The organism is Lactobacillus crispatus, assembly GCF_018987235.1.
Classification (GTDB): domain Bacteria; phylum Bacillota; class Bacilli; order Lactobacillales; family Lactobacillaceae; genus Lactobacillus; species Lactobacillus crispatus.
Window position 1 is genome coordinate 1,943,599 of the sequence record NZ_CP072197.1, and the last position, 24,155, is coordinate 1,967,753.

General features: G+C 35.3%; 21 protein-coding genes and 4 pseudogenes. 9 read left to right on the plus strand and 16 right to left on the minus strand.

The annotated features are described in order from the left end of the window. Window positions 1-50: 50 nt before the first annotated feature. Window positions 51-1,388, minus strand: coding sequence for a family 4 glycosyl hydrolase (locus tag J6L97_RS09435; RefSeq protein WP_005718261.1), 1,338 nt, complete (start codon window positions 1,386-1,388; stop codon window positions 51-53). An 819-nt stretch (window positions 1,389-2,207) separates the two neighbouring features. Between J6L97_RS09435 and J6L97_RS09440 the strand changes: the two genes are divergently transcribed. Together J6L97_RS09440 and J6L97_RS09445 are read left to right on the plus strand one after the other, a co-directional pair. After that, window positions 2,208-3,041 (plus strand): SEC10/PgrA surface exclusion domain-containing protein, encoded by an 834-nt coding sequence (locus tag J6L97_RS09440; RefSeq protein ID WP_013086843.1) that lies wholly within the window; start codon window positions 2,208-2,210, stop codon window positions 3,039-3,041. A 457-nt stretch (window positions 3,042-3,498) separates the two neighbouring features. Further along, window positions 3,499-3,750 carry a TetR/AcrR family transcriptional regulator gene (locus tag J6L97_RS09445; protein WP_225907785.1) on the plus strand — a complete coding sequence of 84 codons (252 nt, stop codon included), beginning with the start codon at window positions 3,499-3,501 and terminating at the stop codon, window positions 3,748-3,750. Between the two features lie 38 nt (window positions 3,751-3,788). Here J6L97_RS09445 and J6L97_RS09450 read toward each other — a convergent pair whose 3' ends face one another. The 12 genes and pseudogenes from J6L97_RS09450 to J6L97_RS09505 all read right to left on the minus strand — a co-directional run bounded on the left by J6L97_RS09450 (window position 3,789) and on the right by J6L97_RS09505 (window position 15,305). Then, entirely contained in the window at window positions 3,789-4,967 is a 1,179-nt protein-coding gene (locus tag J6L97_RS09450; RefSeq protein WP_005728142.1) for an IS256 family transposase, read from the minus strand. Between the two features lie 479 nt (window positions 4,968-5,446). Next, complete coding sequence (gene hpt, locus J6L97_RS09455) at window positions 5,447-5,980, minus strand: hypoxanthine phosphoribosyltransferase (RefSeq protein ID WP_023488353.1); 534 nt, start codon at window positions 5,978-5,980, stop codon at window positions 5,447-5,449. 238 nt (window positions 5,981-6,218) lie between these two features. Next, complete coding sequence (locus tag J6L97_RS09460; protein WP_035443364.1) at window positions 6,219-6,782, minus strand: GNAT family N-acetyltransferase; 564 nt, start codon at window positions 6,780-6,782, stop codon at window positions 6,219-6,221. 20 nt (window positions 6,783-6,802) lie between these two features. Further along, entirely contained in the window at window positions 6,803-8,956 is a 2,154-nt protein-coding gene (locus J6L97_RS09465; RefSeq protein WP_057726983.1) for a hypothetical protein, read from the minus strand. Between the two features lie 120 nt (window positions 8,957-9,076). Further along, window positions 9,077-9,553 (minus strand): annotated as a pseudogene (locus J6L97_RS09470) (SDR family oxidoreductase); the annotation flags it as partial. A 13-nt stretch (window positions 9,554-9,566) separates the two neighbouring features. Continuing rightward, window positions 9,567-9,818, minus strand: a pseudogene (locus J6L97_RS09475) (MerR family transcriptional regulator); the annotation flags it as partial. Window positions 9,819-9,917: 99 nt separating this feature from the next. Then, window positions 9,918-10,223 carry a type II toxin-antitoxin system YafQ family toxin gene (locus J6L97_RS09480; protein WP_013086867.1) on the minus strand — a complete coding sequence of 102 codons (306 nt, stop codon included), beginning with the start codon at window positions 10,221-10,223 and terminating at the stop codon, window positions 9,918-9,920. After that, a complete protein-coding gene (locus tag J6L97_RS09485) occupies window positions 10,223-10,492 on the minus strand; it encodes a type II toxin-antitoxin system RelB/DinJ family antitoxin (RefSeq protein WP_013086868.1) in 270 nt (89 codons plus the stop codon). Before J6L97_RS09485 ends, J6L97_RS09480 begins: the two co-directional genes overlap by 1 nt. Before the next feature lie 327 nt (window positions 10,493-10,819). Continuing rightward, the gene (locus tag J6L97_RS09490; protein ID WP_013086869.1) at window positions 10,820-11,215 is read right to left on the minus strand and encodes a type II toxin-antitoxin system HicB family antitoxin; all 396 of its coding nucleotides are present in this window, start codon (window positions 11,213-11,215) and stop codon (window positions 10,820-10,822) included. 22 nt (window positions 11,216-11,237) lie between these two features. Further along, window positions 11,238-11,459 carry a type II toxin-antitoxin system HicA family toxin gene (locus tag J6L97_RS09495; protein WP_041811057.1) on the minus strand — a complete coding sequence of 74 codons (222 nt, stop codon included), beginning with the start codon at window positions 11,457-11,459 and terminating at the stop codon, window positions 11,238-11,240. A gap of 130 nt (window positions 11,460-11,589) precedes the next feature. Continuing rightward, on the minus strand, window positions 11,590-13,557 hold the full coding sequence (locus tag J6L97_RS09500; RefSeq protein WP_057726984.1) for a glycoside hydrolase family 68 protein: 1,968 nt from the start codon (window positions 13,555-13,557) through the stop codon (window positions 11,590-11,592). Between the two features lie 569 nt (window positions 13,558-14,126). Continuing rightward, a complete protein-coding gene (locus tag J6L97_RS09505) occupies window positions 14,127-15,305 on the minus strand; it encodes an IS256 family transposase (RefSeq protein ID WP_005728142.1) in 1,179 nt (392 codons plus the stop codon). Window positions 15,306-15,376: 71 nt separating this feature from the next. On the opposite strand from J6L97_RS09505, the gene J6L97_RS09510 reads away from it, so the two are divergent. From J6L97_RS09510 to J6L97_RS09540, 7 genes and pseudogenes are all read left to right on the plus strand, one after another. Beyond that, a complete protein-coding gene (locus J6L97_RS09510; RefSeq protein WP_057727093.1) occupies window positions 15,377-15,922 on the plus strand; it encodes a DNA adenine methylase in 546 nt (181 codons plus the stop codon). A 121-nt stretch (window positions 15,923-16,043) separates the two neighbouring features. After that, complete coding sequence (locus tag J6L97_RS09515; protein ID WP_005728142.1) at window positions 16,044-17,222, plus strand: IS256 family transposase; 1,179 nt, start codon at window positions 16,044-16,046, stop codon at window positions 17,220-17,222. Window positions 17,223-18,127: 905 nt separating this feature from the next. Further along, window positions 18,128-18,295, plus strand: coding sequence for a hypothetical protein (locus tag J6L97_RS09520; protein WP_155515510.1), 168 nt, complete (start codon window positions 18,128-18,130; stop codon window positions 18,293-18,295). A gap of 50 nt (window positions 18,296-18,345) precedes the next feature. Further along, window positions 18,346-18,524: pseudogene (gene tnpB / locus J6L97_RS09525) on the plus strand (IS66 family insertion sequence element accessory protein TnpB). Between the two features lie 175 nt (window positions 18,525-18,699). Further along, a complete protein-coding gene (locus J6L97_RS09530; RefSeq protein WP_054833088.1) occupies window positions 18,700-18,909 on the plus strand; it encodes an IS66 family transposase in 210 nt (69 codons plus the stop codon). Between the two features lie 56 nt (window positions 18,910-18,965). Further along, window positions 18,966-19,055 (plus strand): annotated as a pseudogene (locus J6L97_RS11300) (IS66 family transposase); the annotation flags it as partial. 252 nt (window positions 19,056-19,307) lie between these two features. Then, window positions 19,308-20,486, plus strand: coding sequence for an IS256 family transposase (locus tag J6L97_RS09540; protein WP_005728142.1), 1,179 nt, complete (start codon window positions 19,308-19,310; stop codon window positions 20,484-20,486). Between the two features lie 34 nt (window positions 20,487-20,520). Here the strand turns inward: J6L97_RS09540 and J6L97_RS09545 are convergent, their stop codons facing one another. The 3 genes from J6L97_RS09545 to J6L97_RS09555 all read right to left on the minus strand — a co-directional run bounded on the left by J6L97_RS09545 (window position 20,521) and on the right by J6L97_RS09555 (window position 24,145). Continuing rightward, complete coding sequence (locus tag J6L97_RS09545; RefSeq protein WP_081036439.1) at window positions 20,521-20,940, minus strand: DNA adenine methylase; 420 nt, start codon at window positions 20,938-20,940, stop codon at window positions 20,521-20,523. Between the two features lie 222 nt (window positions 20,941-21,162). Continuing rightward, complete coding sequence (locus J6L97_RS09550; RefSeq protein ID WP_057727056.1) at window positions 21,163-22,671, minus strand: AAA family ATPase; 1,509 nt, start codon at window positions 22,669-22,671, stop codon at window positions 21,163-21,165. A gap of 874 nt (window positions 22,672-23,545) precedes the next feature. Continuing rightward, window positions 23,546-24,145, minus strand: a complete 600-nt coding sequence (locus tag J6L97_RS09555; RefSeq protein ID WP_143436833.1) for a hypothetical protein — start codon at window positions 24,143-24,145, stop codon at window positions 23,546-23,548. Window positions 24,146-24,155 lie beyond the last annotated feature (10 nt).

A 24,155-nucleotide genomic window follows, 5' to 3' on the forward strand; every position in this document is an offset into this window, starting at 1 on the left:
TAACTACCTTAATTTTTATTCTTAAATTGAAGTTATGTTATGACAATTAATTATTTAAGTTCTGGCCAGTATGGAGCATTAACTGGAATCATGTCATCCAAAATCTTCTTAGCAACGGAAGCATCTGGTACAGTCTTGTTTAATGCAAATGCTTGCAGCATCTTATTGTATGAATGTTCAACATAAGCATCAACAACCAATTTTTCACAAGTTTGTTGTTCCATCATCAAGCCTCTTTGGAAGCGACCTGCTTTACCCGTAGCCATTGGTTGAATGCCATCAGCACCAAACAATGCTGGTACTTCAACAATTGAATCTGGATCCATATTAGAAATTGCACCGTTATTAGCACAGTTAGCTAAGAACTTTTCATGAGTGTTAAATGCGATCGCATGACAAATATCTACGATATATTCAGAGTGCAAACCTGAAATATCCCAAATATTATTCTTAGCAGTTCCCACCTTTACGATTCTTTCACATTCGCCAAAGACAATCTTTTGCCGGTGTTCACGAATTTCATCAGTACGAGTATGCTTCGGATCAGCATTAGCAACTTCATATTGTGGGAAGTAGTAGTATTGCATGTAATTGTTTGGCAAAGTTTCTGGCTCTAGCTTATATTCATCGGCAACTTTCTTAAAGGTGGCTTCCCAAGAAGCTTCAGTATCCTTGTCGTAATCGCCACCTACCCAATAGCCGTGCTCTTTGACGTATTCCTTCAACTTAGGCATTAAGTCTTCGCCAGTCTTCTTGTTGCGGACTTCTTTCCACCAGCCAAAGTGATTCAAACCATAATAGTTAAAGTCAATATCATGCCAACTGTCCAAACCACAAATGGCAGCCATTCTGTCCATATCATCAATCGGCATATCACAAATGTTAATTACCTTAGCATTTGGACGAAGACGACGGCAAGCTTCTGCAACGATTGCAATTGTGTTGGAGTAGTTGATCATCCAAGCATTTGGTGAGTATTCTTCCATCCAATCAATAATTTGCAAAATTGCGGGAATTGAGCGAAGACCATAGGCCATTCCTCCGGGTCCAGTAGTTTCTTGACCATTCACGCCATATTTTAATGGAATCTTTTCATCCAAGCTTCTCATGTGATATTTACCAACACGAATTGATCCCATAACAAAGTCTACATCAGTAAAGGCCTCTTTAGGATCAGTTGTGTAAGAAAACTTAATTTGTGGTGCCCTTTCCTTCATGATAATTTCAACAGCTTTGGCAATCTTTTCTTGCCGTTCAGCATCGTTATCATAGAACTTCAACTGTCTTAATGGGAATTTATCCTGACTCTTGATTAAATCAAGGACAAATCCTGGAGTAAAAGTACTACCACCGCCAGCAATAACTACTGAATATTTCTTACCATCCATAATCTATTTTCTCCTTTAAATAAAACTAAGTTTTTATCTCTGTTTCATTTGCCTTACGCATATATTTATATCATCTTCTTCCACAAATGTATTCGTTTTCACCAGCTTCAGACTTTGTTTCAAGTTTTGGAACGCGTTTCACTACGCGAAATATTTTTAAATGTTGCCTTAAGCCTAACAAATCAGGTGTTTAACTGCCTTTATTAGTAATAGTGTAAACATGAAAAAAATAATCGTTTCATGACCAAGATAAACTATAATTTGAATATTCCTTTAACCACAAAAATAAATAGTCCGTATTTGATGATCGTATAGCTTTAATTACAAAATACGACTCAAACTAGTTTCACTTCCATATTTTGTAGTGTAATTTTGAAATTAATTATAATTTTAATATCTTTCTGCTATTTTCTATACAATATAACATTTTTAAAATATATCTTTGCTAAACGCTGATTTTATCCCCACTCTTAGTCATTAGTACTTGATAATTTACAGATAACTTAGGTTATAATTATATATTTTTTTATATAAATTTAGCCTTTATCAAAAAACTTTCGAATTATTTATTAATCGTATAGTTTTTATTTTACGTCGCCCTAAGTCTTGATAAACTAGTACTCTAAAAAATAACATCCATGTTTTTTATTTAACACGATACGTTATTAAAGCTTTTCATATATAGACTTTGTTTTTAATAATGTTAGTATCATTCCATGAATAGACATATAACAAGCTTTAAGGAATTGACTACTCCTTAAGCAAAAAAATGACTTATAAATTGGGAATTCTTTTCGTAATATAGGGGGATTGGGAAAAATGACAAAGAATGTTAAGTTATTATCACTTATCGGTATCGCAGCCGCTTTAGCAGGTGGAAGTGTTGCTATTTCAAATAATAACAACTCTACTGTTCAAGCTGCTTCTATCACATTACCTGCTGGTTACACCAAGAGTGCCATTATTAAATGGAACCAAACTGGTAAAGCAAGTAAGGCTTTGATTGATGCGTCTAAAAAAGGCATGAAGGAAAACACCAATAGTGATGCGGGTTCAGATAATACGTTAGTTAACGTGACTAAATTAACTGCGTCTCAACAAAAAGAACTGAGCCAATACACTTTAAGCTTAATTAATTCTGCACGTCATCAACTTGGCAAGCAAGACTGGACTTACAAGCGAGGTGCTTTGCACTTTGCAAATCGTGTAGCTAACGAATACTACAGCCATAACAGATCTTGCTGGGATGCCGACCACTATGTTACTGGAATTGAACGCGCAGCTAAGGCTTCTGGCCTTAACTCAAAAGTAGGTCAAGTCTACGAAGATGAAGCTGGCTTGCCTATCTCTTCAACATACAATACTAACTTACGTCCAATGTCAGTATTGAAAAACCAAATTTACTTTAACGTAAAGCAAATGCTTTTTGGCGGTTTTGCAGGCTCTGACAGTCAGATGAATGACTCATCTAGATACACTGAATGGGAACACGCTGGTGATTTACTTGGTTGCCGTACTAAGAGCTACGATGCTAAGACTAAATACTTTGGTATTAGTTTCAGTGGCTTAAAGGGTGACCAAAGCAAGGTTAGTGTTCACATGATGGGTGTTGCTAAATGTTACATCCAAAACTACAGAAAATTCAATCATTAAAACTAACGCTGTAGTTAAAAACTTAATACAGTTTCCTAATCCAAGAGCTCAAGTAGTTCAGTCAACTATTTGAGCTCTTTTATTTTTGCCCATTTTTCATCAAAATCCTGTCAAAAAAATGCAGATATTCACACATTTTCAATTAAGCTATCTAATTGTTTGTATACATTAGCTAATACTAATAGTGTGTTAAGTTATTATCTTATTACTATTTTGTCTATAATCCTTGATAAATCAATGTTTCCAGCAATAACTGTACATAATTAACAACAGTACAGCAAATTATGATTACAATTAATAAACTTTTTCAAAAGCAATTTTTACGTTATCCATGCGGGATTTTCGCTTACACAATCTATTACATTATTGTTATCTAAAAAAAGGATTGCTATATTAAATAGCAACTGGTATATTCTATATCAATATGTTCAATGAACATAAAAAAGGGAGGATAAAGATGTATTTCACTACTACAAGAAGAAAAACTAGGAAAGACAGGATACATATCCAATTCTTTGCACAAACCTTAAAAAAAGACCTATCACAAGGAACTGTTTACAAGTATTCAGTTCAAAGATTCTGTGAAGCTGCAAATATCTGTCGCGGAACTTTTTACCGCAACTTTAAAAATTTGAATGATCTATTTAGTCAAGTACTGCAATTCGAAATCAATTCTTGCTTCAACGAAACTGTCAAATCTTTTGTGTAAATAGATCTTTCTCGTAAATTGATTTTTTAATTATTTATTTAATCAAAGTAGGATTCTAAGGTGTCCTGAACCTGACCAAAGCCTTTATGAATTCGATTGAAATAACGGTCATTGTAGCTCATTGCCTGGATGCCAATAAATGCATCAAGCGACTGTTCAGTTGGAAATTCTGCCTTAGGCTTAGCTTTACGCTTGATGACGTTGTTAAAGGATTCAATCATATTGGTTGAATAAATTGAAGCTCTGATTTGTTTGGGATAATTGTAGAAGACTAGCAGATCGGGCTCAATTTCCTTCAAACCTTTGATGACATGGCTATAAGCTTTATTCCATTTGGCATAGAATTTGTGCAAGACAGCTGCAGCTTCTTTTTTGCTTGTCTGTTGATGTATCTGCTTGAATTCGTTCATGATCTTTTCACGATCGTCGACGCGTACTTTAGCGCAGATATTGCGCATGACATGAACCAGGCAGCGTTGAAAATGAGCTTTAGGATAAGTCCTGGCCAAGGCTGTTTTCATGCCAACAACACCATCAGAAAGAAAAAGCTCAACTTGCTTCAAGCCTCTGGACTTCATGTTTTGAAGCATCTCTGTCCAAACTTCAATGTTCTCACTAGGAGCAATGCAGTAGTCAATGACTTCCTTATGTCCATTAGGTTTAATGCCAATGGCAATATATACTGCTTCACGCTCAAACGTTTCTCGGCGCAAAGGAAGGTATGTCGCATCCAAATAGACACAGAAAAACTTGTCGCTTAGCTTGCGCTTGTGATAAGCCTCAATCTTGGGGAGCATCTGCTTGGAAATATTTGATACTTGAGCTGGACTATAATGACTGCCATACATTTTCTCAATCAAGTCAGCGATTTCTCTGGTAGTTACGCCTTTGGAGTATAGCTTGATAATCGTGCTTTCCAAAACATCAGAGTGCTGCTTGTAGTCAGGCAGCGTGTGCTGATGAAACTGACCGTTGCGGTCTCGAGGCACTTGCACTTCAATTGGTCCAAACTGGGTATCAACCTTGCGGAAATAAGCACCATTTCTAGAATTGCCAGTATTCCAGCCATTTCTGGCATAGGGATCATAGCCTAGAAAGGCAGTCAACTCAGCTTCTAGCAAGTTATTAACAGCCTGTTGTAGCTCTTTGCGCAATAAATCATTTATTTTGTCTGGATTGAATAGAGCTTGAGCAAAATCTTTGGTAAAATCATTCATGAAGGAGTTCTTCTTTCTGTATGTGTTTTTTTGTTCAAACCAATCATACGAGAAAGGAACTCCTTTTTCTAATGTTTAAAGAAATAAATTTAAGGAATCATTCATCCTTACACAAACTATTTTACAGTCTCGCTTCAACAATCCCCAATCAAGTACTTTACATAAAAAAGCACACAACTTACTGATAGAAATTGAAACTAATGCCACCTACTATCGAAATGTACATTCTCTTGCCTCAAGTCAAATTCGAACACAAGTTGACCAAGCTCTTTTTCGTGAAATGCAAAAATTGCTATTCAATAGTAATCTTTCTAATAAGCATATCCAAAGCATTTCCAGTTTGATTCTTATTCGAATTCTAGACTGGATTGCTCATGACTATCAGGACAATGTCATCACAGTTTATACTGACGTTGAATGCCTTTTTCTCCATCACATTAAAAAAAGTTGCTAGCAACGAATACTAGCAACTTTTTACATTAAGCATAAATTTCACGTTTTAAAATACCGACATAAGGTAAATTACGATATAAGCCGTTATAGTCAAGACCATACCCTACTAAAAATGCATCTGGAGCTTGAAAACCATAGTAATCAGCATGGAAATCAACTACTCTAGTATCTGGCTTATCAAGCATAGCTACCACTTCAACGCTGGCGGCACCACGGTCTTTCATCACTTCACTCAATGCTTGAAGCGTACGACCGGTATCAATAATGTCTTCCATAAAAATTACCGGTTGATCTTTAACATCAGATTTTATATCTTGAGTGATCTTTACCTTGCCTGTTGATTCGGTACCGGCATAACTTGAAGCCTTAATTGGATCAACTGTCAATTTAAAGTTAAGTCGCTTGATCATGTCACTAGCAAAAATCATTGCCCCATTTAAAACGGGAATGACAATCGGCTGCTTGCCCTCATATTTTTGATTCAATTCAGCAGCCATCTCATCCATGCGCTTATCTAATTGTGCTTGATCAAACAAAATTTTCTCAATGTCGTTATTCATTATCTGTCTACCCTTTGAATTCATAATTTTACCAATGATCCGATTCTAGCATGATTTTGAATTTATTTAAAGCTTTTCGGTGCTTAAATTGTATAATTTGTTCATTTATTGTCTATATTGACTATAAATTGTTCGGCTTTTAGTGGAAGATAGTGTTTTAGTAATTGAATATCACTTTTTTGGATAAACATAAAAACAGCATTCTTTCAGCCAATGCTTTAGGAATACTGCTTTTATCTTAAATCTTCTTAATCATATGGTCATAAGTACGATCGCCAATCGTCATCGATTTTTCAATTTCATAACCCTTATGCTTGTATAAAGCTTGCGCACGTGGATTTTCTTTGTCCACATTTAAGCTGATAATATGATAGCCATGAGCTAACGCTACTTGTTCTGCCTCGTCCATCAGACGACTAGCAATGTGTTCACCCCAATGGTCGGGATGTACAGCTAACGCATCAATATACCACTCGTGTGGCCAAGCTTCTTGATCATCAAAAATCACGGTTGAAATGGGTAAACCAGCATTTGCATAGTTATGGCGCAAGACAACATCGATGATCTTCTGGTCCTTATAAGGATACATATCTAAAATTCCGGTCACCTTACCATGATCTTCAGCTACCCAAATTCGGCGGTATGAATAGCGATAATCCTCGGAAATGAACCCTAATTTCATTAAGCTATAGAATTGATCTTCTGGCAAAGATTCAATCGACTTCATCTGCATTTCATCAAAAATCTGTTTTAATATCGGATAAACAAAGGGAAAATCCGACTTTCTTGCTCGTCTAATAATCATTACTTTCTCCTTAAAAACTATTCATCATCATGATCATTTTCAAACAAATCAACATCATCGACTACATCGAATTTGATTGGGTTTTCTACTTGATTTTTTAACAGGTCAAATATAGTAGTTGCCTTCGGTTCCAGCAATTTGCAGTCATGCATTAAGCGATATAAGGCGAAGAGCTGCGTATAAGTAGCTCGAATCAACAGTCCATCCACCTGATAAGCGGCATCATTATCATCTACTTGCATTGAAGTAGTCAAAAAGTCGCGCATTTTTCTTTCCGCATAATCATCACCCATCATTTCTTTAAGTGCTAGATCCATGTCAGCGTAGGTATGTGACAGCTTAGTAACTCGTTCAAAGTTGTAAGCCAAATCAATATTAATCCGTTCAAGACTGTCCTGGTCTAACTGGCCTTGGTTCTTGCGAATTTCATTAGCTAAATCATCGATTGCTTCACCAAAAGCACCAAAAACATAATCAAGTGTCAACTGGGTCTCCAACTGCTCTGGTTCCATATCGACTAATTGTGCTGCATTCTGTGCATTCCAGGCAAAAGATGGGTTCAAAACTCGTCCTGGTGTCTGGAACAAAATTCCTGTCAATCCTTGCTTAGCAGAATATTGAACGTTAATTGAACCAGGCTCAAAATCACAAAGTTTGGTTAAATTTCCTGCGGCAGACTGAATCTTAGGGTATAGTTTTGCTACAATTCCTGAGGTGTCGCCTTGATCACTGTCGATGACGATTGAACCGTTTTGCCAGGTATCATGCGGATTATTTTCATCCAAAACAGAGAAATTCGGGTCAGGAGTAAAACCGGCATCAATATCTTGATTAGGTACATAAATCAGGGAATGACCTAAGAAATTAGTGATTACATTTGCATCTTGATCGTCACCGATTGAGTCAATATAAGCCATCAAGCTGTAAAGATAGCCATAGCCTAACTTGTTGATAATCTCAATTAATTGATCCTTATCTTCGTTGTCGCTAGCTTGAACGTAGCTATTCAGCTTTTGCCGCAAATCATTCAATGATCTTTCATTAGTGCTAGCTAGGTAGTTGTCAACGTCAGGGATACTGAGAGAAAAGCCAAAAATCAAACGATATAAGTAGTCTAGATCGGCACAATAAGCATCCCAATCATCATCACTAATTTGTCCTGCGGTGTCTTGTAAATCACGGGCAAAATTAAGGATAAACGAAATGGCTAAATGAGCCGCACATTGCTCTACACTCTCATTTTCAATCATTGTTGCAATCTTAGTACCTAGAATATCATTTCGAAAAATCATCACATCATTAGGCGACTGCAAATACACAATCAAATCATGTTGTGCTTCATCATACTCTATTCCAAAGGCACCTACAGGAATAAGATTATTTTGTACTAATAGCTCGCTAGCCTGACGAAATTTAGTAGCCAATTTTTCAGCCTCTGGTCGCTCGATTGGATCACCTATCAAATTGCTTGAATTATCACTATCAGTTTGCTCAACATTAGCAGATGCATCTTCTAACAAAGAAAAGTCAGGATCTGGCTTGAACAAGTATGAATCATTGGGGATCTCCATTGTCATATGATGAACTAAACGACCAATTGCTTCAGCATCATCAGTTGAGCGCTGGACTTCCTTAGAAATAGCCAATAAATACGCGTCTGGCAGCTCTGCCAATTTGCTTTCAGTCTGCGCTAATATATCTGCTCCATATAAGCCACTAGCAGTTAAAGCCTTTTGCAAATTTTCTCGTATTTCCACTATAGAGGTACCTGCTGTATCACGATAGTAATTATTAATCGTTTCATTTTTTCGCGTCAACCTATACCAAACGTTGTAAAGATAATCCACATCCTGACGTAATTGTGTAGAATCAAGTTCAGCACGTCGTTCAGGAGCTGTGGCATCAAAAAAACTACCTGCTAAACTAACAATAATTCCTTCACCGTTAGAAGCGTCATCTTGCTCAAGTAAATAATCATAAGTTTGATCATTTAAAAACATGCTCGGAATTATTAAATTGTTAGGCGTTTGTAGGTAAAGATAAAGATCGTCTTCATCAGAATCGAGTTCAGTATTCAAAGAATTAGGAACAATGCAGCCAAGACTGTAAATCCACTCAATTGCATTATTGACTTTGTTAATTACTTGTTTTAGTTTTGCATCTTCAGTCATGGAAAAAACTCCTTTATTATCAAAAAAGCCGTAAGCAATTACATTTTCACATATTTACGCCTTGATTGCATTCCTTTTGACAATCAAAAAAAGATGAAGCATCAAATCCTCATCTTTGGTCTATTTCAACTCTTCAAAAAAACCTTGCTTCTTCAAAATCTCTAAATATCGGTGAACTGCATCAGGCCAAGTTGGTAAAGGCTTAAAACCATTTTCAACCAGCTTACTCTTATCCAAGCGTGAGTTAAATGGCCGCACTGCCTTTGACAAACCATACTCTGCAGTCGTTACTGGTGTAACCTTAGTATCATATCCTGCTTGACGATAAATTTCTTTAGTAAAATCGTACCAAGAAATATAGCCTGTTTTAGTACCATTATCGTCAAAACCGCTAACAGTCTCAGGCAATTCGCTATTAGTCGCATGGTAATAACCGTATTTATCAGTTTCTATCATATCAACCAGCAAGCGTGCTAGATCAAAAGTATAAGTTGGCGTACCAATTTGGTCATTAACCACCTTAACTTCATCATGACTTTTGCCTACTTTAAGCATCGTTTTGATAAAATTATGACCATTAATGCCAAAAACCCAAGCGCTTTTGAATTTACAAGGAACCCAGTAAAAATTGTGCATCCCCCGCCCCAATCGTCATCTCCCGAATCTCACTAAGTGAAAAGCCCAGATATTTCAGTAGCAATATCTGTTGCAATTTAGCAAAATCTTGGTCTGTATACCGCCGCGCACCACCCTTGGCACGCGCAGCTGGTTTTAATAAATTCTTCTGTTCATAATAGCGAATCGTACGAATCGAGACATGCGCTTTTTCCGCAAATTCGCCGCTTGTGTAGTATTTAGTCATGTTAATTATCTTTATGGAACGCAAATTAGTCCAAGAATTTATTTTTCTTCATTCATTAGTTCTTTAAATCTTAAATCCGGGAAATTCTTTCATTACAGATTAATCATTAAATATCTTAGAAATATGTTCAATTAAATTATGATTACCTAATGCTGACAAGTAAATTTTGTTATTGTCACCAAAATAAAACAATAGCCAATCATCATTATAAGCTCGATCAACATGAACATGATACAAAGGAGGATGCGTTCCATGGATGACACCTAATTTATGTTTAGTATATAATTGGTTAAAATCTTCTTTTTCGATTAGACTTACTACTTTATTGACTTTTGATAAGTCATAATGTTTCTTTTTATACTTCTTGGCTGTTCTTAAAAAATATTTCTTCGGTATTACTTCCATTAATTCAAATCCTTTAACCAATTTTTAGCGAAATCTTCTGCCGAAGAATAAACTCTGCCATTACTTTCTTCATCGTGCATCTCTTTAATGACTTGTAATGCACCATCATCAGCTTGGGGAGTAAATGGCAACTTTTGTTGTTGAATTACAGCAGTATAGAAAAGTCTGGTAGCTGTTGCCATATCCATTCCCATTGATTTGAAGGTAGCTTGTGCCTCCTCTTTCATGCTCTTAGGGAGCTTCATATTAAAATTTGCTGTTTCGCTCATATTCATCACCTCTTACCTACATATTATATATTATATATATAAGTAATGCATATAAATAATATATGTAAATGATATATATTATGCTTATTGGAGACTGTAAAATAGTTTGCGGTGACGCTTAGCCACAAATTAAAAGGAGCCAAATCCAATTTAGGACTTGACTCCAAAACAAAAAGACCAGTAGCCTGATGTTAAGCAAAAATATCACCCTTTTTCCTAATTATTTTTATATCATATCTGCTACGCGTATATAATCATTAAACAAATGATAAGAGTGTAATTCAAAAAATCCACCTCAATTTACACAAATTAAGGTGGATCACATTTTTATGCTCTTTGTTCTTGCAATGCTTTCAATGCATCCGAAGCAACTCTAGAAACATTAATTTTATTTTCTTTGGCCCAGTTTGCCAAATACTCAGGCACACTAATATTCTTGCGAACTGTTTTTCCATACTTCTTATAAAAATTAGTCAAATTTACGGGAACATATACTAATTTTTCATCTTTTTCAAGATGCCATTTTGAAGGATCAGCCACCTTTTCAATTTTGCCCTTGACTTCAAACCAATCCGCAATATCAAATGATGCCTCTTCAATAGCTTCTTCTAGTGTATCGCCTTCAACAATCATTCCCTGAACATTAGGTGAAGTTACAACAAAATAATGACCATCGTCATTATATTCTTTGGCAATTACAGGATATAAAACTTTATTTTTCATAATATAATATGCCAAAAGCACGTTATTCTGAACGTGCCTCTTCGACTAAGCCGGCTTGTTTTAAAATTCCCTCTTGTATTCCTTTTTTTAATTCTTTTCCTTTATGCATAGGAACCTCAGTATATCTACCATTCTGATGATTAATTAATTTGATATGACTTGTTCCTTTACGGGTATACCTACTTATTTCAACAAAACCGTGCTTCTTTAGAAACCTCAACATTCTAGCTGGTTTCCATGGCATATGTTTCCCTCCTTTCTTTGACTTTATTCATTATAATACACACTATAATACACATGTCAAATTATTTGAGGAGAAACTACTCACCAAAAAAGCCCACCCCAAAATAGGATGGACTCTCGTTAGCAAAACCTTAAGCATTCTTAAGCAAACTATGGTCAATCGGTTCGCCCTTTAAGTGAGCGCCACGAATGTTCTTGGCAATCATTGACTTGCGCTTGCTCTTCTTGTCGTAAACCCAGTCGCCTTGGGTTGTAGCGATATTCTCAACTTTGGTAGTATCACCATCAATTCTGACTAAGAATGCTGGTGCCATTGTTGAGCGCTTGTTAGGCCCCGAAGCAAAACCACGGTTTGTCATGTATGAAGTTACTAATACTTCTTTCTTGTTGCCTTTAACGGGAACAGCATAGTATGAATAAGTTGAAGCTCTCCAGTTAAATGGAACACTAGCCACTAAGACTGCTGCATCGCCATTAAGTGGTTTATAACCATAAGTCAAATGGTCTGAAACCCAGCCGAGCATGGCAACATTGTCACCGACTTTGTCACCGACTTTGGCATCTGCTTGCTGCCACAAATCATCACCAGTACCACGGTTCAAGCGAGTTGTAGCAAATAAATAGTACTTGCCGTTCATTGGAATGATATTTGGACGTTCAATTTCATCAGATACCATTAAGCTGTTAACTAATGGTGGTAAAACTTCAGCAACTTTAGGATTATTCTCATTCTTAGTCAGGCGAATGATACCAATAGCAGCGTTAGCCCATGTTGCACGACTCTTCATGTCGTCATTAGCAGTCACCTTCAAGAAGTTTTGTAAAGATTGCTTAGGCGTACCACCATAGTTCTTCCAGTTATAGACTTGATTTTCTCCTTGGTAATTATTGCTACCGGTTGAAGCTTCAAAAATTAAGTAGCGTTGACCACCAACAGAAATCACATGCGCATCACGCATAGCAACGTTATCTGCACCTTTGTTGGTAGACTTCCATTGCTTGTATGTCTGATAGTGATAGCCGTCACCTTCGAATAAAACATGGCGGTGACTTCTCTTAGCTATCGAAATTGTGTTTTTCTTCTTGTTAACCTTCAGCTTCAAGTTAACTGTTGCAATTTTTTGATGATTAGTATTCTCACGAGTGTCTACATCAGCGTAAAACAATTGAATACTGCCATCTTTGTTTACCGTAGCTGAACCTGACCATTCTTGATCAGTTGGCTTAGCATTAAAACCAAAGATTGGACCAGCACATTTCCAATGGTTAAGATTATTGTCATTGTACTTGTTATAGAGCAAATAAATGTGGGCATCATTTTGCTGAGGGATTCCCATCATGGCGATCATTAATTGATAGCCTTTATAGTTAACAACTCTACCAGACTTAGCATCTTGTACTGGCCATGAATCCCAAATTTCCAATTCTGCCACTTTACCCGTTTGCGCATCACGAGTTACAGTTGCTGGCATATTTTTAATCTTCTTAGCATTAAAATATGGCACACGATACTGGGCATCCTGATCAATCATCTTTTTAGCAACGCCAGCATATTGATCATAGCTCCAGTGAGTACTGGTATCTTTATCAAGATCGTTAAAATTCAGCTTTCTTACTTCTTTAAGTTGAACTTCAGTTAAATCCTTAGGATTAACATCTGCAGTTTGCAATACACGAATAGTTTGAGGATCTAACTTGTAAACTGCTGCGTCGTTATTTTGGCTATAACTAGTATTACTAAAACCATTAGAAACATTATCACTAGTTACTTGGTTTTGAGTGTTTTGATCAGTATTAGTAGTATCTGCAACACCAGTGTTGTTTTGATTGTTTGTATTATTGGTGGTTGTCCCAGTATTATTTTGCGTTGTTTGATCTTGGGCCTGATCAGTAGCTACATCATTATTTTGGTTAGTTTGTGCTTGATTTTGATCTGATTTATTGTTTTGATCATTAGTGGTTGCAGCTTGAGTATTTCTCTGACCAACTGCGGGTTGCTCTACTGTATCAGCTTTAACTGTTAAGCTGTTATTTATATTAAACAAGCCAAGTAAAACAGCTGCTGATGCAAAGGTAACTAATGTGCTTCTCTTGTTCATCTCTGTTCAATTTCCCTTCTGTTATTCCATAGCCAGTTTATTATAATATCTTGTTCGGATTTTTGGAACCTTCTTAATCAAATTGAAATATTAGACTAAAGGCTGAAGATCTAAAATTAGTAGTGAGGTAAAAACTATGATGGCTTATAAGCACACGAAAAAAGTGGCTCAACTTTTAGGACTTAATTTAAGAACATTGCCAACGCATCAAACAGTCCTTTAAAGATGTTAATTTTCTTCTTTCTTAATTTTATTTAGATAGCAAACAGAAGACAATAGGCAAACGCACTTAATAAAGTCCCCTTTGGTTAATCTAGAAGGATTATACCTGCCATGTTGAATACTATGCCTAGTAAATCTTGTTCGATCAATTCCGTCGCTGAAATTAGAAGATACCAAAAAGCTCATTAAAGCTTGCTCACTAGAAATAGCCATAAAATCTCGATATTCTTCCCGCTCATCTTCCCTTTCTAGATCCTCAATTTTTTGGTATCTTGTTATCTCATTGAAACTGTCAAATCTTTTGTGTAAATAGATCTTTCTCGTAAATTGATTTTTTAATTATTTATTTAATCAAAGTAGGATTCTAAGGTGTCCTGAACCTGACCAAAGCCTTTATGAATTCGATTGAAATAACGGTCATTGTAGCTCATTGCCTGGATGCCAATAAATGCATCAAGCGACTGTTCAGTTGGAAATTCTGCCTTAGGCTTAGCTTTACGCTTGATGACGTTGTTAAAGGATTCAATCATATTGGTTGAATAAATTGAAGCTCTGATTTGTTTGGGATAATTGTAGAAGACTAGCAGATCGGGCTCAATTTCCTTCAAACCTTTGATGACATGGCTATAAGCTTTATTCCATTTGGCATAGAATTTGTGCAAGACAGCTGCAGCTTCTTTTTTGCTTGTCTGTTGATGTATCTGCTTGAATTCGTTCATGATCTTTTCACGATCGTCGACGCGTACTTTAGCGCAGATATTGCGCATGACATGAACCAGGCAGCGTTGAAAATGAGCTTTAGGATAAGTCCTGGCCAAGGCTGTTTTCATGCCAACAACACCATCAGAAAGAAAAAGCTCAACTTGCTTCAAGCCTCTGGACTTCATGTTTTGAAGCATCTCTGTCCAAACTTCAATGTTCTCACTAGGAGCAATGCAGTAGTCAATGACTTCCTTATGTCCATTAGGTTTAATGCCAATGGCAATATATACTGCTTCACGCTCAAACGTTTCTCGGCGCAAAGGAAGGTATGTCGCATCCAAATAGACACAGAAAAACTTGTCGCTTAGCTTGCGCTTGTGATAAGCCTCAATCTTGGGGAGCATCTGCTTGGAAATATTTGATACTTGAGCTGGACTATAATGACTGCCATACATTTTCTCAATCAAGTCAGCGATTTCTCTGGTAGTTACGCCTTTGGAGTATAGCTTGATAATCGTGCTTTCCAAAACATCAGAGTGCTGCTTGTAGTCAGGCAGCGTGTGCTGATGAAACTGACCGTTGCGGTCTCGAGGCACTTGCACTTCAATTGGTCCAAACTGGGTATCAACCTTGCGGAAATAAGCACCATTTCTAGAATTGCCAGTATTCCAGCCATTTCTGGCATAGGGATCATAGCCTAGAAAGGCAGTCAACTCAGCTTCTAGCAAGTTATTAACAGCCTGTTGTAGCTCTTTGCGCAATAAATCATTTATTTTGTCTGGATTGAATAGAGCTTGAGCAAAATCTTTGGTAAAATCATTCATGAAGGAGTTCTTCTTTCTGTATGTGTTTTTTTGTTCAAACCAATCATACGAGAAAGGAACTCCTTTTTCTAATGTTTAAAGAAATAAATTTAAGGAATCATTCATCCTTACACAAACTATTTTACAGTCTCATTAATGGTGGTCCAATTGGTGGTAAAGCCCAGAAAAGTAAATATAAAATAGATTGTAGATATAATAAAAAAGTTTTAATAAATAAAGTTAAAAGGATTGCGTCATGTAAAGAGAAGATTATTTTAAGAAATTTAGATGCAAATCAGCTCATAAAGGAAGAAATTCCTAAATTTTCTCCAAAAGATACTTTCATTTTTTTTGATCCTCCTTATTATGCGCAAGGAAAAAATTTGTATTTATCTTTTGTAGATAAAGATAAACATGAAAAATTAGCTAAAAATATAATAGGCTTAAAGAATTATAAATGGATTACAACTTATGACATTGAAGATAAAATATTGAATCTATATAAAAATAGGGTGAAATCATATACATATTATCTGAATTATTCTGCGAATAGAAAAAGAAAAGCAAAAGAATATATCTTTGTAAATAACAATACTAAAGTTGATTCATTCGATAAGATTGAATTAAGGAGACTGTAAAATAGTTTGTGTAAGGATGAATGATTCCTTAAATTTATTTCTTTAAACATTAGAAAAAGGAGTTCCTTTCTCGTATGATTGGTTTGAACAAAAAAACACATACAGAAAGAAGAACTCCTTCATGAATGATTTTACCAAAGATTTTGCTCAAGCTCTATTCAATCCAGACAAAATAAATGATTTATTGCGCAAAGAGCTACAACAGGCTGTTAATAACTTGCTAGAAGCTGAGTTGACTGCCTTTCTAGGCTATGATCCCTATGCCAGAAATGGCTGGAATACTGGCAATTCTAGAAATGGTGCTTATTTCCGCAAGGTTGATACCCAGTTTGGACCAATTGAAGTGCAAGTGCCTCGAGACCGCAACGGTCAGTTTCATCAGCACACGCTGCCTGACTACAAGCAGCACTCTGATGTTTTGGAAAGCACGATTATCAAGCTATACTCCAAAGGCGTAACTACCAGAGAAATCGCTGACTTGATTGAGAAAATGTATGGCAGTCATTATAGTCCAGCTCAAGTATCAAATATTTCCAAGCAGATGCTCCCCAAGATTGAGGCTTATCACAAGCGCAAGCTAAGCGACAAGTTTTTCTGTGTCTATTTGGATGCGACATACCTTCCTTTGCGCCGAGAAACGTTTGAGCGTGAAGCAGTATATATTGCCATTGGCATTAAACCTAATGGACATAAGGAAGTCATTGACTACTGCATTGCTCCTAGTGAGAACATTGAAGTTTGGACAGAGATGCTTCAAAACATGAAGTCCAGAGGCTTGAAGCAAGTTGAGCTTTTTCTTTCTGATGGTGTTGTTGGCATGAAAACAGCCTTGGCCAGGACTTATCCTAAAGCTCATTTTCAACGCTGCCTGGTTCATGTCATGCGCAATATCTGCGCTAAAGTACGCGTCGACGATCGTGAAAAGATCATGAACGAATTCAAGCAGATACATCAACAGACAAGCAAAAAAGAAGCTGCAGCTGTCTTGCACAAATTCTATGCCAAATGGAATAAAGCTTATAGCCATGTCATCAAAGGTTTGAAGGAAATTGAGCCCGATCTGCTAGTCTTCTACAATTATCCCAAACAAATCAGAGCTTCAATTTATTCAACCAATATGATTGAATCCTTTAACAACGTCATCAAGCGTAAAGCTAAGCCTAAGGCAGAATTTCCAACTGAACAGTCGCTTGATGCATTTATTGGCATCCAGGCAATGAGCTACAATGACCGTTATTTCAATCGAATTCATAAAGGCTTTGGTCAGGTTCAGGACACCTTAGAATCCTACTTTGATTAAATAAATAATTAAAAAATCAATTTACGAGAAAGATCTATTTACACAAAAGATTTGACAGTTTCGAATTAAGGGTAACTACTTAAAATTATAAAAATATCAAACACTTATTGCTGTATTATATTTTTATTGTTATCATTTTGTATCTCAAGTGTAGAGCAAGTGTTAGATATGCAAGTATATTGAATAATCCCCCAGTCCATATTCAGCTGAGGTGTATCTAATATGTCCTATGTACATTTATTTTAAATACTATTGCGGTTTGTAAGAATGTTTTTAATACTTAGGCTTTTATAATTAGCACCAGTTTTCTGGTTTCAATTTCGGAGATTAAAAATTTAACATGAGAACGAAAAGGCTGAACTTTTTTGCTCTCATGTTTGCAAAAAAAAGAATCAAATTTCATGAAAGGATTAATTTCAAAACTATTCATCACTTGAATTCAAAATAATATTTTCAGCTAGTATTCTAATCAAAGGAACCCCTTTTGCAAGATTATAATAGTCTCTAGTAGGATCATAATTATTAGCTCTTCCTTCTTTATTATGGACAAGGGCAGTTCTTATATTATAAATTGCTTTCAGCCTTTATAATATTTACGATTTCAGTTACAATTAAGTTCATAAAAAACCAGCTTCTAATTTTTTCGTTAACATTAGCCTACTGACTACTGGTCTTTTTGTTTTGGAGTCAAGTCCCGTAAGCGTCAAATAACCAGGTGTGTTGAAAAGTGTCTGGGAAAAAACTCAGAAATTAAACATACTAACCTAGTGCTAGATAATCATTCGACGGAATGATTGTCTAGCGCTTTTATTTTTGCTTTAAAAGTAAGCGTCAAATAACCTGGTACCTTCCAAGTGTTTAGGATTTCAGCTAAACTGATCTTGTCAACTTTAGGATGTATTTTTATGGAAAAGGAAAAGCATCCGATCATTTCCCTGGCTAGTCCTTGCACTGCCAAAGGTCGTAAAGGAAATATGATTTTGTTAAGCATCAAGCGTGATGATTACAGACTTGATTTGTACAGCAGTATGGATCGAGAATTCATTAAGGAAATTCTGCGTGACCTGTTATGATTAATCTTTGCAATTTAGGTCAAGTCTACATAGTTTGTGGCAAGACTGACATGAGAAAAGGGATTGATACTCTTGCCTTTCTGGTTAAGGAAAAATTTGAAATGGATCCCTTTGCCGGCCAGGTTTATCTTTCTGCGGCGGTAAGCAGAATCGTTTTAAAGCTCTTTATTGGGATGGTCAAGGATACTGGCTTCTATACAAGCGATTCGAAAATGGAAAACTAAATTGACCACATAACCAAGATGAGGTCAAAGCACTAACCCTCAGGCAAGTCGATTGGCTGATGAAAGACTTCTCAATCATGACTAAAATAAAGGACGCAAAAGCGCGCAGCTTCTATTAAGAGCTTGATACTGCGTGCTTTTTTGATATTCTTTTTGGTATTAAAGCAGGAGGATTCGATTATGTCAGATAAGCAGACTTTAGAACAAATCATTAAGCAACAAGCAGCTACTATTCAAAACTTAACCGATGAGATTAAACTTCTGCGCGAACAAGTTCAATACCTAATGCAAAAGCGTTATGGCAAGTCTTCAGAACAGATGCCACAAAACGGGCAATTGAATCTCTTCAACCAAGAGATTCAAGATTCGGATGATGGAGAACGTTCCTGAAAAAGTAGAGACAATAACCTACCATAAATAAAAAAGGTATGGCAATATTGTAGCCGCATATTTTGCTTAATGGCCGATTGGAATTACCCAACAATAAGGCTGAGCGTGCAGTTAAATCTCTGGTTATGGGAAGGAAAAACTGCCTAATGAAAACTGTTCAGATACAAGCCATTTGGAGGCTTATTTGCCAAGGCAAGAAGAAGTACAAAATAACTGTAAATAAAATATATGGAAAAAAGAGAAAAGCCTGGTTATATGACGTTTACGGAGACTGTAAAATAGTTTGTGTAAGGATGAATGATTCCTTAAATTTATTTCTTTAAACATTAGAAAAAGGAGTTCCTTTCTCGTATGATTGGTTTGAACAAAAAAACACATACAGAAAGAAGAACTCCTTCATGAATGATTTTACCAAAGATTTTGCTCAAGCTCTATTCAATCCAGACAAAATAAATGATTTATTGCGCAAAGAGCTACAACAGGCTGTTAATAACTTGCTAGAAGCTGAGTTGACTGCCTTTCTAGGCTATGATCCCTATGCCAGAAATGGCTGGAATACTGGCAATTCTAGAAATGGTGCTTATTTCCGCAAGGTTGATACCCAGTTTGGACCAATTGAAGTGCAAGTGCCTCGAGACCGCAACGGTCAGTTTCATCAGCACACGCTGCCTGACTACAAGCAGCACTCTGATGTTTTGGAAAGCACGATTATCAAGCTATACTCCAAAGGCGTAACTACCAGAGAAATCGCTGACTTGATTGAGAAAATGTATGGCAGTCATTATAGTCCAGCTCAAGTATCAAATATTTCCAAGCAGATGCTCCCCAAGATTGAGGCTTATCACAAGCGCAAGCTAAGCGACAAGTTTTTCTGTGTCTATTTGGATGCGACATACCTTCCTTTGCGCCGAGAAACGTTTGAGCGTGAAGCAGTATATATTGCCATTGGCATTAAACCTAATGGACATAAGGAAGTCATTGACTACTGCATTGCTCCTAGTGAGAACATTGAAGTTTGGACAGAGATGCTTCAAAACATGAAGTCCAGAGGCTTGAAGCAAGTTGAGCTTTTTCTTTCTGATGGTGTTGTTGGCATGAAAACAGCCTTGGCCAGGACTTATCCTAAAGCTCATTTTCAACGCTGCCTGGTTCATGTCATGCGCAATATCTGCGCTAAAGTACGCGTCGACGATCGTGAAAAGATCATGAACGAATTCAAGCAGATACATCAACAGACAAGCAAAAAAGAAGCTGCAGCTGTCTTGCACAAATTCTATGCCAAATGGAATAAAGCTTATAGCCATGTCATCAAAGGTTTGAAGGAAATTGAGCCCGATCTGCTAGTCTTCTACAATTATCCCAAACAAATCAGAGCTTCAATTTATTCAACCAATATGATTGAATCCTTTAACAACGTCATCAAGCGTAAAGCTAAGCCTAAGGCAGAATTTCCAACTGAACAGTCGCTTGATGCATTTATTGGCATCCAGGCAATGAGCTACAATGACCGTTATTTCAATCGAATTCATAAAGGCTTTGGTCAGGTTCAGGACACCTTAGAATCCTACTTTGATTAAATAAATAATTAAAAAATCAATTTACGAGAAAGATCTATTTACACAAAAGATTTGACAGTTTCCCATTAATAATCCCACTTACATTAGTTCTATTTAAAAAAAATGATGAAAAAGCATTATAAATAGAAGTAGGGTTATTTTTTTCTTTTTGGTGTATTCTTTTTTGTGTTTCCCATTCTAAAATATTCACAGGGGTAGAGTATATTAAATTAATAAATTCATCTGTTTCATTTAAAATGGCATTCCAAACTGAATAAATTGAAGGATCCAGATCATTTATTACTACCTTTTCTATATATTTTGAATAAAGTAATTCCAATCCCACACCGAAACCTCCCGCAAATGGTTCTATATAAGTACCAGAAATATTATTTATTTGTAAAAGATGTTTAATATAGTTTGACATTTGCGTTTTTCCTCCTGGATAACGCAAAGGTGATTTGGTTGTTGGCATTCTAAACCTCGTTGTTTTTTATTTTCTTGCATAAAGTATCCAAAATACCTAAAAATTCATTTACTTTTTCAGTATGATCTTTTATCCAATATTTTACAAAAATGTTTTTATAATTACTAATATAGTTAAACCACAACTTATATATCTTTGAGTTTGATTTTTCGTTTACCATAATCTGTGCGCTTGAACTCGTAGGATATATTTCTTTTTGATCAAACTTATTCATTTTTTAATATAATCTGTATTAATAACCCCCTTTCCTGTTAATAAAGGATCAAGGAACATCGGATCATCATCATTTAAATTATTTACATATGTCCACAGTTCTTTTTCAACTGAGTTATTTCCTGGCAATATTAACAAATTAGATGACGTAGAATTAACTTTGAAATTCACTATGTTATTCTCCATATATCCTTTTAAAGGCGAATTTTTATTATTTATGTTCATATCAGGATCTAATAGAAAGACATAATTACTATAATTATCTGGGTCATTATTTAACAATGTTACTAAAGTATTCCAAGACATTTTTACATCTAATTTATCAAATCTAGGTAAATTAAATTGATTTCCAGCCTGTATAATTAATTTATCAAAAAACCATCTTGCAGTTGCATCTTCACTCATTATCTTAACAGGTATATTTTCTTGGGGCATTTTTACATACGTGTCTTGTAAATTATTTCTATAATACCCTACTGATGGATTTTCTTTAATCCTTACATTTCCTGGCTCTTGATTAGACATTGATAAATAATTAATCAATATATCTTCACTATGATTTTTTTGAATATGAGATAAATGTTCTAACAATGTTAAACTATGTGTTGTAAAAACAATTTGCAACTTTAATTCTTTGGATTTTTTTAGCAACCAATCTATAAGCCTATTTTGAGCAGCCGGATGTAAAGTAGCATCGATTTCGTCAATGGCCAAAATACCACCTATGTAACTCTTTCCCAACTGTTTTTTTAACATTTCAAAAGATAAAACTGCCTCTATGATTTGCCCTGTATTGTCTTGACCACTAGAATTTGATTTAAATCCATAATATTGTGTATCAATTTCTGATTTTAAATGTGATACACCAATATCTAAATTTACCAAATTAGCACCTTCATTTAAATCTTCACCTAAAATTTCAGCGTGAGCCTGAACAATTTGTGGAACAATATTTTTAGGGATTTTTTTAGTGATCGCAGTATCATATTCACCTAATGGAGCTAATCTAGACAAACCTAAATAAAGCGACGGCCATTTCACCTTCTTTTCATTCTCATGACCCTCTACTTTTTTAGGTATTAACCTATATCTAGTATAATAGCTTTCTTTTTCAATTCGCTCATAATTATTTGTTCCCTTAATTTTATGATATGCATACTTTTTATTTTTGCTTTGCTGTCTTGTAGCTCGAAATTTTAATTGTTCAACAACATTAAACTCTTTTTTATTTTCAGGCAAATCTGCAAAATCAATGATTATCTTATCACCAGGCTTATCATAATTTTCATCATACATTATGACATCACTAAATTCTCCTCTAAATTGCGAACCATTAATAGTTTTATATTTAGAAAGGATTTCACCAACGTTTGTAAGAACAGCTAGTATGGTTGATTTACCTACACCATTCATTCCTGAAATTGCTGTAAGATGTTGATTTAAATTTATTTTCACTTTGTGCTGGAATGCTCTATAATCTTGTATTTTTAAGTCTTTAATCCACATAATCTATAATTTCCAATCAATAAAATAACATCAATTAATAGTAATTATAATACAAAAATAAATCTTAGTTAATGGTAAGCACTAAATATTGCAATAAGTGCATGTTTGATAACATTGACACACGTGATGCTAATTAATAAAAAAGTCCAATCAGATTAGACTCAAGTTATAGTATCAAAGAGTCCGATCTAATTGAGCTGCCTTAAGCTTAATCGTTTTTCTCACCATTTACAAGTTAGCTTTGCTCGTCTAAATGTAATTTGTCGTTCCTTGCCCTAATGGACTGAAACATCGCAAAAATATTGATCGGTCAAAATCTTCGAGAACTCTATATTAGCGATACTTATTTTGCAAACTGAAATTGGAATCGAATTTCAAAGAAGATGTTATAAATTCTTTGTCGGCTTGCCTTATTCTCGTTTTAATTGTCGAGTACGAATGCCTTATCTTTAATGCACTGTATTCGCCAGACTTGAAATCAAGAAGTAACGATAACTAGAGAATTCTTAATTATTTATAGCTTATTTCAGTTCGCCACCCATTTGCAACTGTCGGTCAAGATCTTTAGCGATATAGCTGATATCAGCTATAAAACCACTAAGAAAATCTGCTATTATGGTTCATGCTATAGTAAACTGGCTTTATATACAGTTACTCAAGTATTAGTACACAACGCAAAAAACAATGAAATTAATGCTCGATTATCTCTTAAACAATTAGGATTATTTAAGTTAAGAATCGATCTAGCTGCAAGGATAAAACATGTGGAACATGTTAATTAGACAAGGGCTTATTTAGCTTTACAGAGGCTAGAAGTAGCCATTAGCCATTTATTTTATAGCTTAGACCGATCTGCCTGTAAGCACTTTGCATATTAAATGTATTCTCCTATATGATCATTAAACTCCTGAATTGCTAACACATCAACTCCACAAGCATTACTTACATTATTTATATCCCTTGTCAATAATATCCCCACATTTACTTTATTGAATTCAAATCCAATCGCTTCTATAAAGCAATCTATATTTTCTAAAATTAATTTTTTTAATCTTAATAGTTTTCCAGCTTCTCCATTTAATTTTTTCTTCACTTTACTCAAAGCAGCTAAAGAAAACGGAATTTCATAGTCCTTCAAATCATAAATAATTAATGTATCATCTTTTTTATAAAATAAATCGATTTCATGAGGTATCTTTTTCTCATTATCAATAAGATATTTTGTTCTCATATCTTTACCAAAATCTTTATTTATTCCAACTGGACGTTTACCTTTTTCCAAGATTCTTTCTTTTATTTTAGGTAATTCCCTTTCATTTCTAAGTTCTTTTATCAAAATACTTAATTTTCTTTTCATTGGAATCTTTCTGTAAATTATTCTTTTTCTTAAATACATTGCTGCCTCTACCAGATTATACTTCATCACATATAAATTAGTATCACTATTTTTATGTACAAATGGTGTTGTAAACAAGCTACAATTT

Bases quoted from the DNA above. Each gene is read 5' to 3' on its own strand.
- J6L97_RS09435 (WP_005718261.1), bottom strand. From the start codon at position 1,388: ATGGATGGTAAGAAATATTCAGTAGTTATTGCTGGCGGTGGTAGTACT.
- J6L97_RS09440 (WP_013086843.1), top strand. From the start codon at position 2,208: ATGACAAAGAATGTTAAGTTATTATCACTTATCGGTATCGCAGCCGCT.
- J6L97_RS09445 (WP_225907785.1), top strand. From the start codon at position 3,499: ATGTATTTCACTACTACAAGAAGAAAAACTAGGAAAGACAGGATACAT.
- J6L97_RS09450 (WP_005728142.1), bottom strand. From the start codon at position 4,967: ATGAATGATTTTACCAAAGATTTTGCTCAAGCTCTATTCAATCCAGAC.
- hpt (WP_023488353.1), bottom strand. From the start codon at position 5,980: ATGAATAACGACATTGAGAAAATTTTGTTTGATCAAGCACAATTAGAT.
- J6L97_RS09465 (WP_057726983.1), bottom strand. From the start codon at position 8,956: ATGACTGAAGATGCAAAACTAAAACAAGTAATTAACAAAGTCAATAAT.
- J6L97_RS09480 (WP_013086867.1), bottom strand. From the start codon at position 10,223: ATGGAAGTAATACCGAAGAAATATTTTTTAAGAACAGCCAAGAAGTAT.
- J6L97_RS09485 (WP_013086868.1), bottom strand. From the start codon at position 10,492: ATGAGCGAAACAGCAAATTTTAATATGAAGCTCCCTAAGAGCATGAAA.
- J6L97_RS09490 (WP_013086869.1), bottom strand. From the start codon at position 11,215: ATGAAAAATAAAGTTTTATATCCTGTAATTGCCAAAGAATATAATGAC.
- J6L97_RS09495 (WP_041811057.1), bottom strand. From the start codon at position 11,459: ATGCCATGGAAACCAGCTAGAATGTTGAGGTTTCTAAAGAAGCACGGT.
- J6L97_RS09500 (WP_057726984.1), bottom strand. From the start codon at position 13,557: ATGAACAAGAGAAGCACATTAGTTACCTTTGCATCAGCAGCTGTTTTA.
- J6L97_RS09505 (WP_005728142.1), bottom strand. From the start codon at position 15,305: ATGAATGATTTTACCAAAGATTTTGCTCAAGCTCTATTCAATCCAGAC.
- J6L97_RS09510 (WP_057727093.1), top strand. From the start codon at position 15,377: ATGTTTAAAGAAATAAATTTAAGGAATCATTCATCCTTACACAAACTA.
- J6L97_RS09515 (WP_005728142.1), top strand. From the start codon at position 16,044: ATGAATGATTTTACCAAAGATTTTGCTCAAGCTCTATTCAATCCAGAC.
- J6L97_RS09520 (WP_155515510.1), top strand. From the start codon at position 18,128: ATGGAAAAGGAAAAGCATCCGATCATTTCCCTGGCTAGTCCTTGCACT.
- J6L97_RS09530 (WP_054833088.1), top strand. From the start codon at position 18,700: ATGTCAGATAAGCAGACTTTAGAACAAATCATTAAGCAACAAGCAGCT.
- J6L97_RS09540 (WP_005728142.1), top strand. From the start codon at position 19,308: ATGAATGATTTTACCAAAGATTTTGCTCAAGCTCTATTCAATCCAGAC.
- J6L97_RS09545 (WP_081036439.1), bottom strand. From the start codon at position 20,940: ATGCCAACAACCAAATCACCTTTGCGTTATCCAGGAGGAAAAACGCAA.
- J6L97_RS09550 (WP_057727056.1), bottom strand. From the start codon at position 22,671: ATGTGGATTAAAGACTTAAAAATACAAGATTATAGAGCATTCCAGCAC.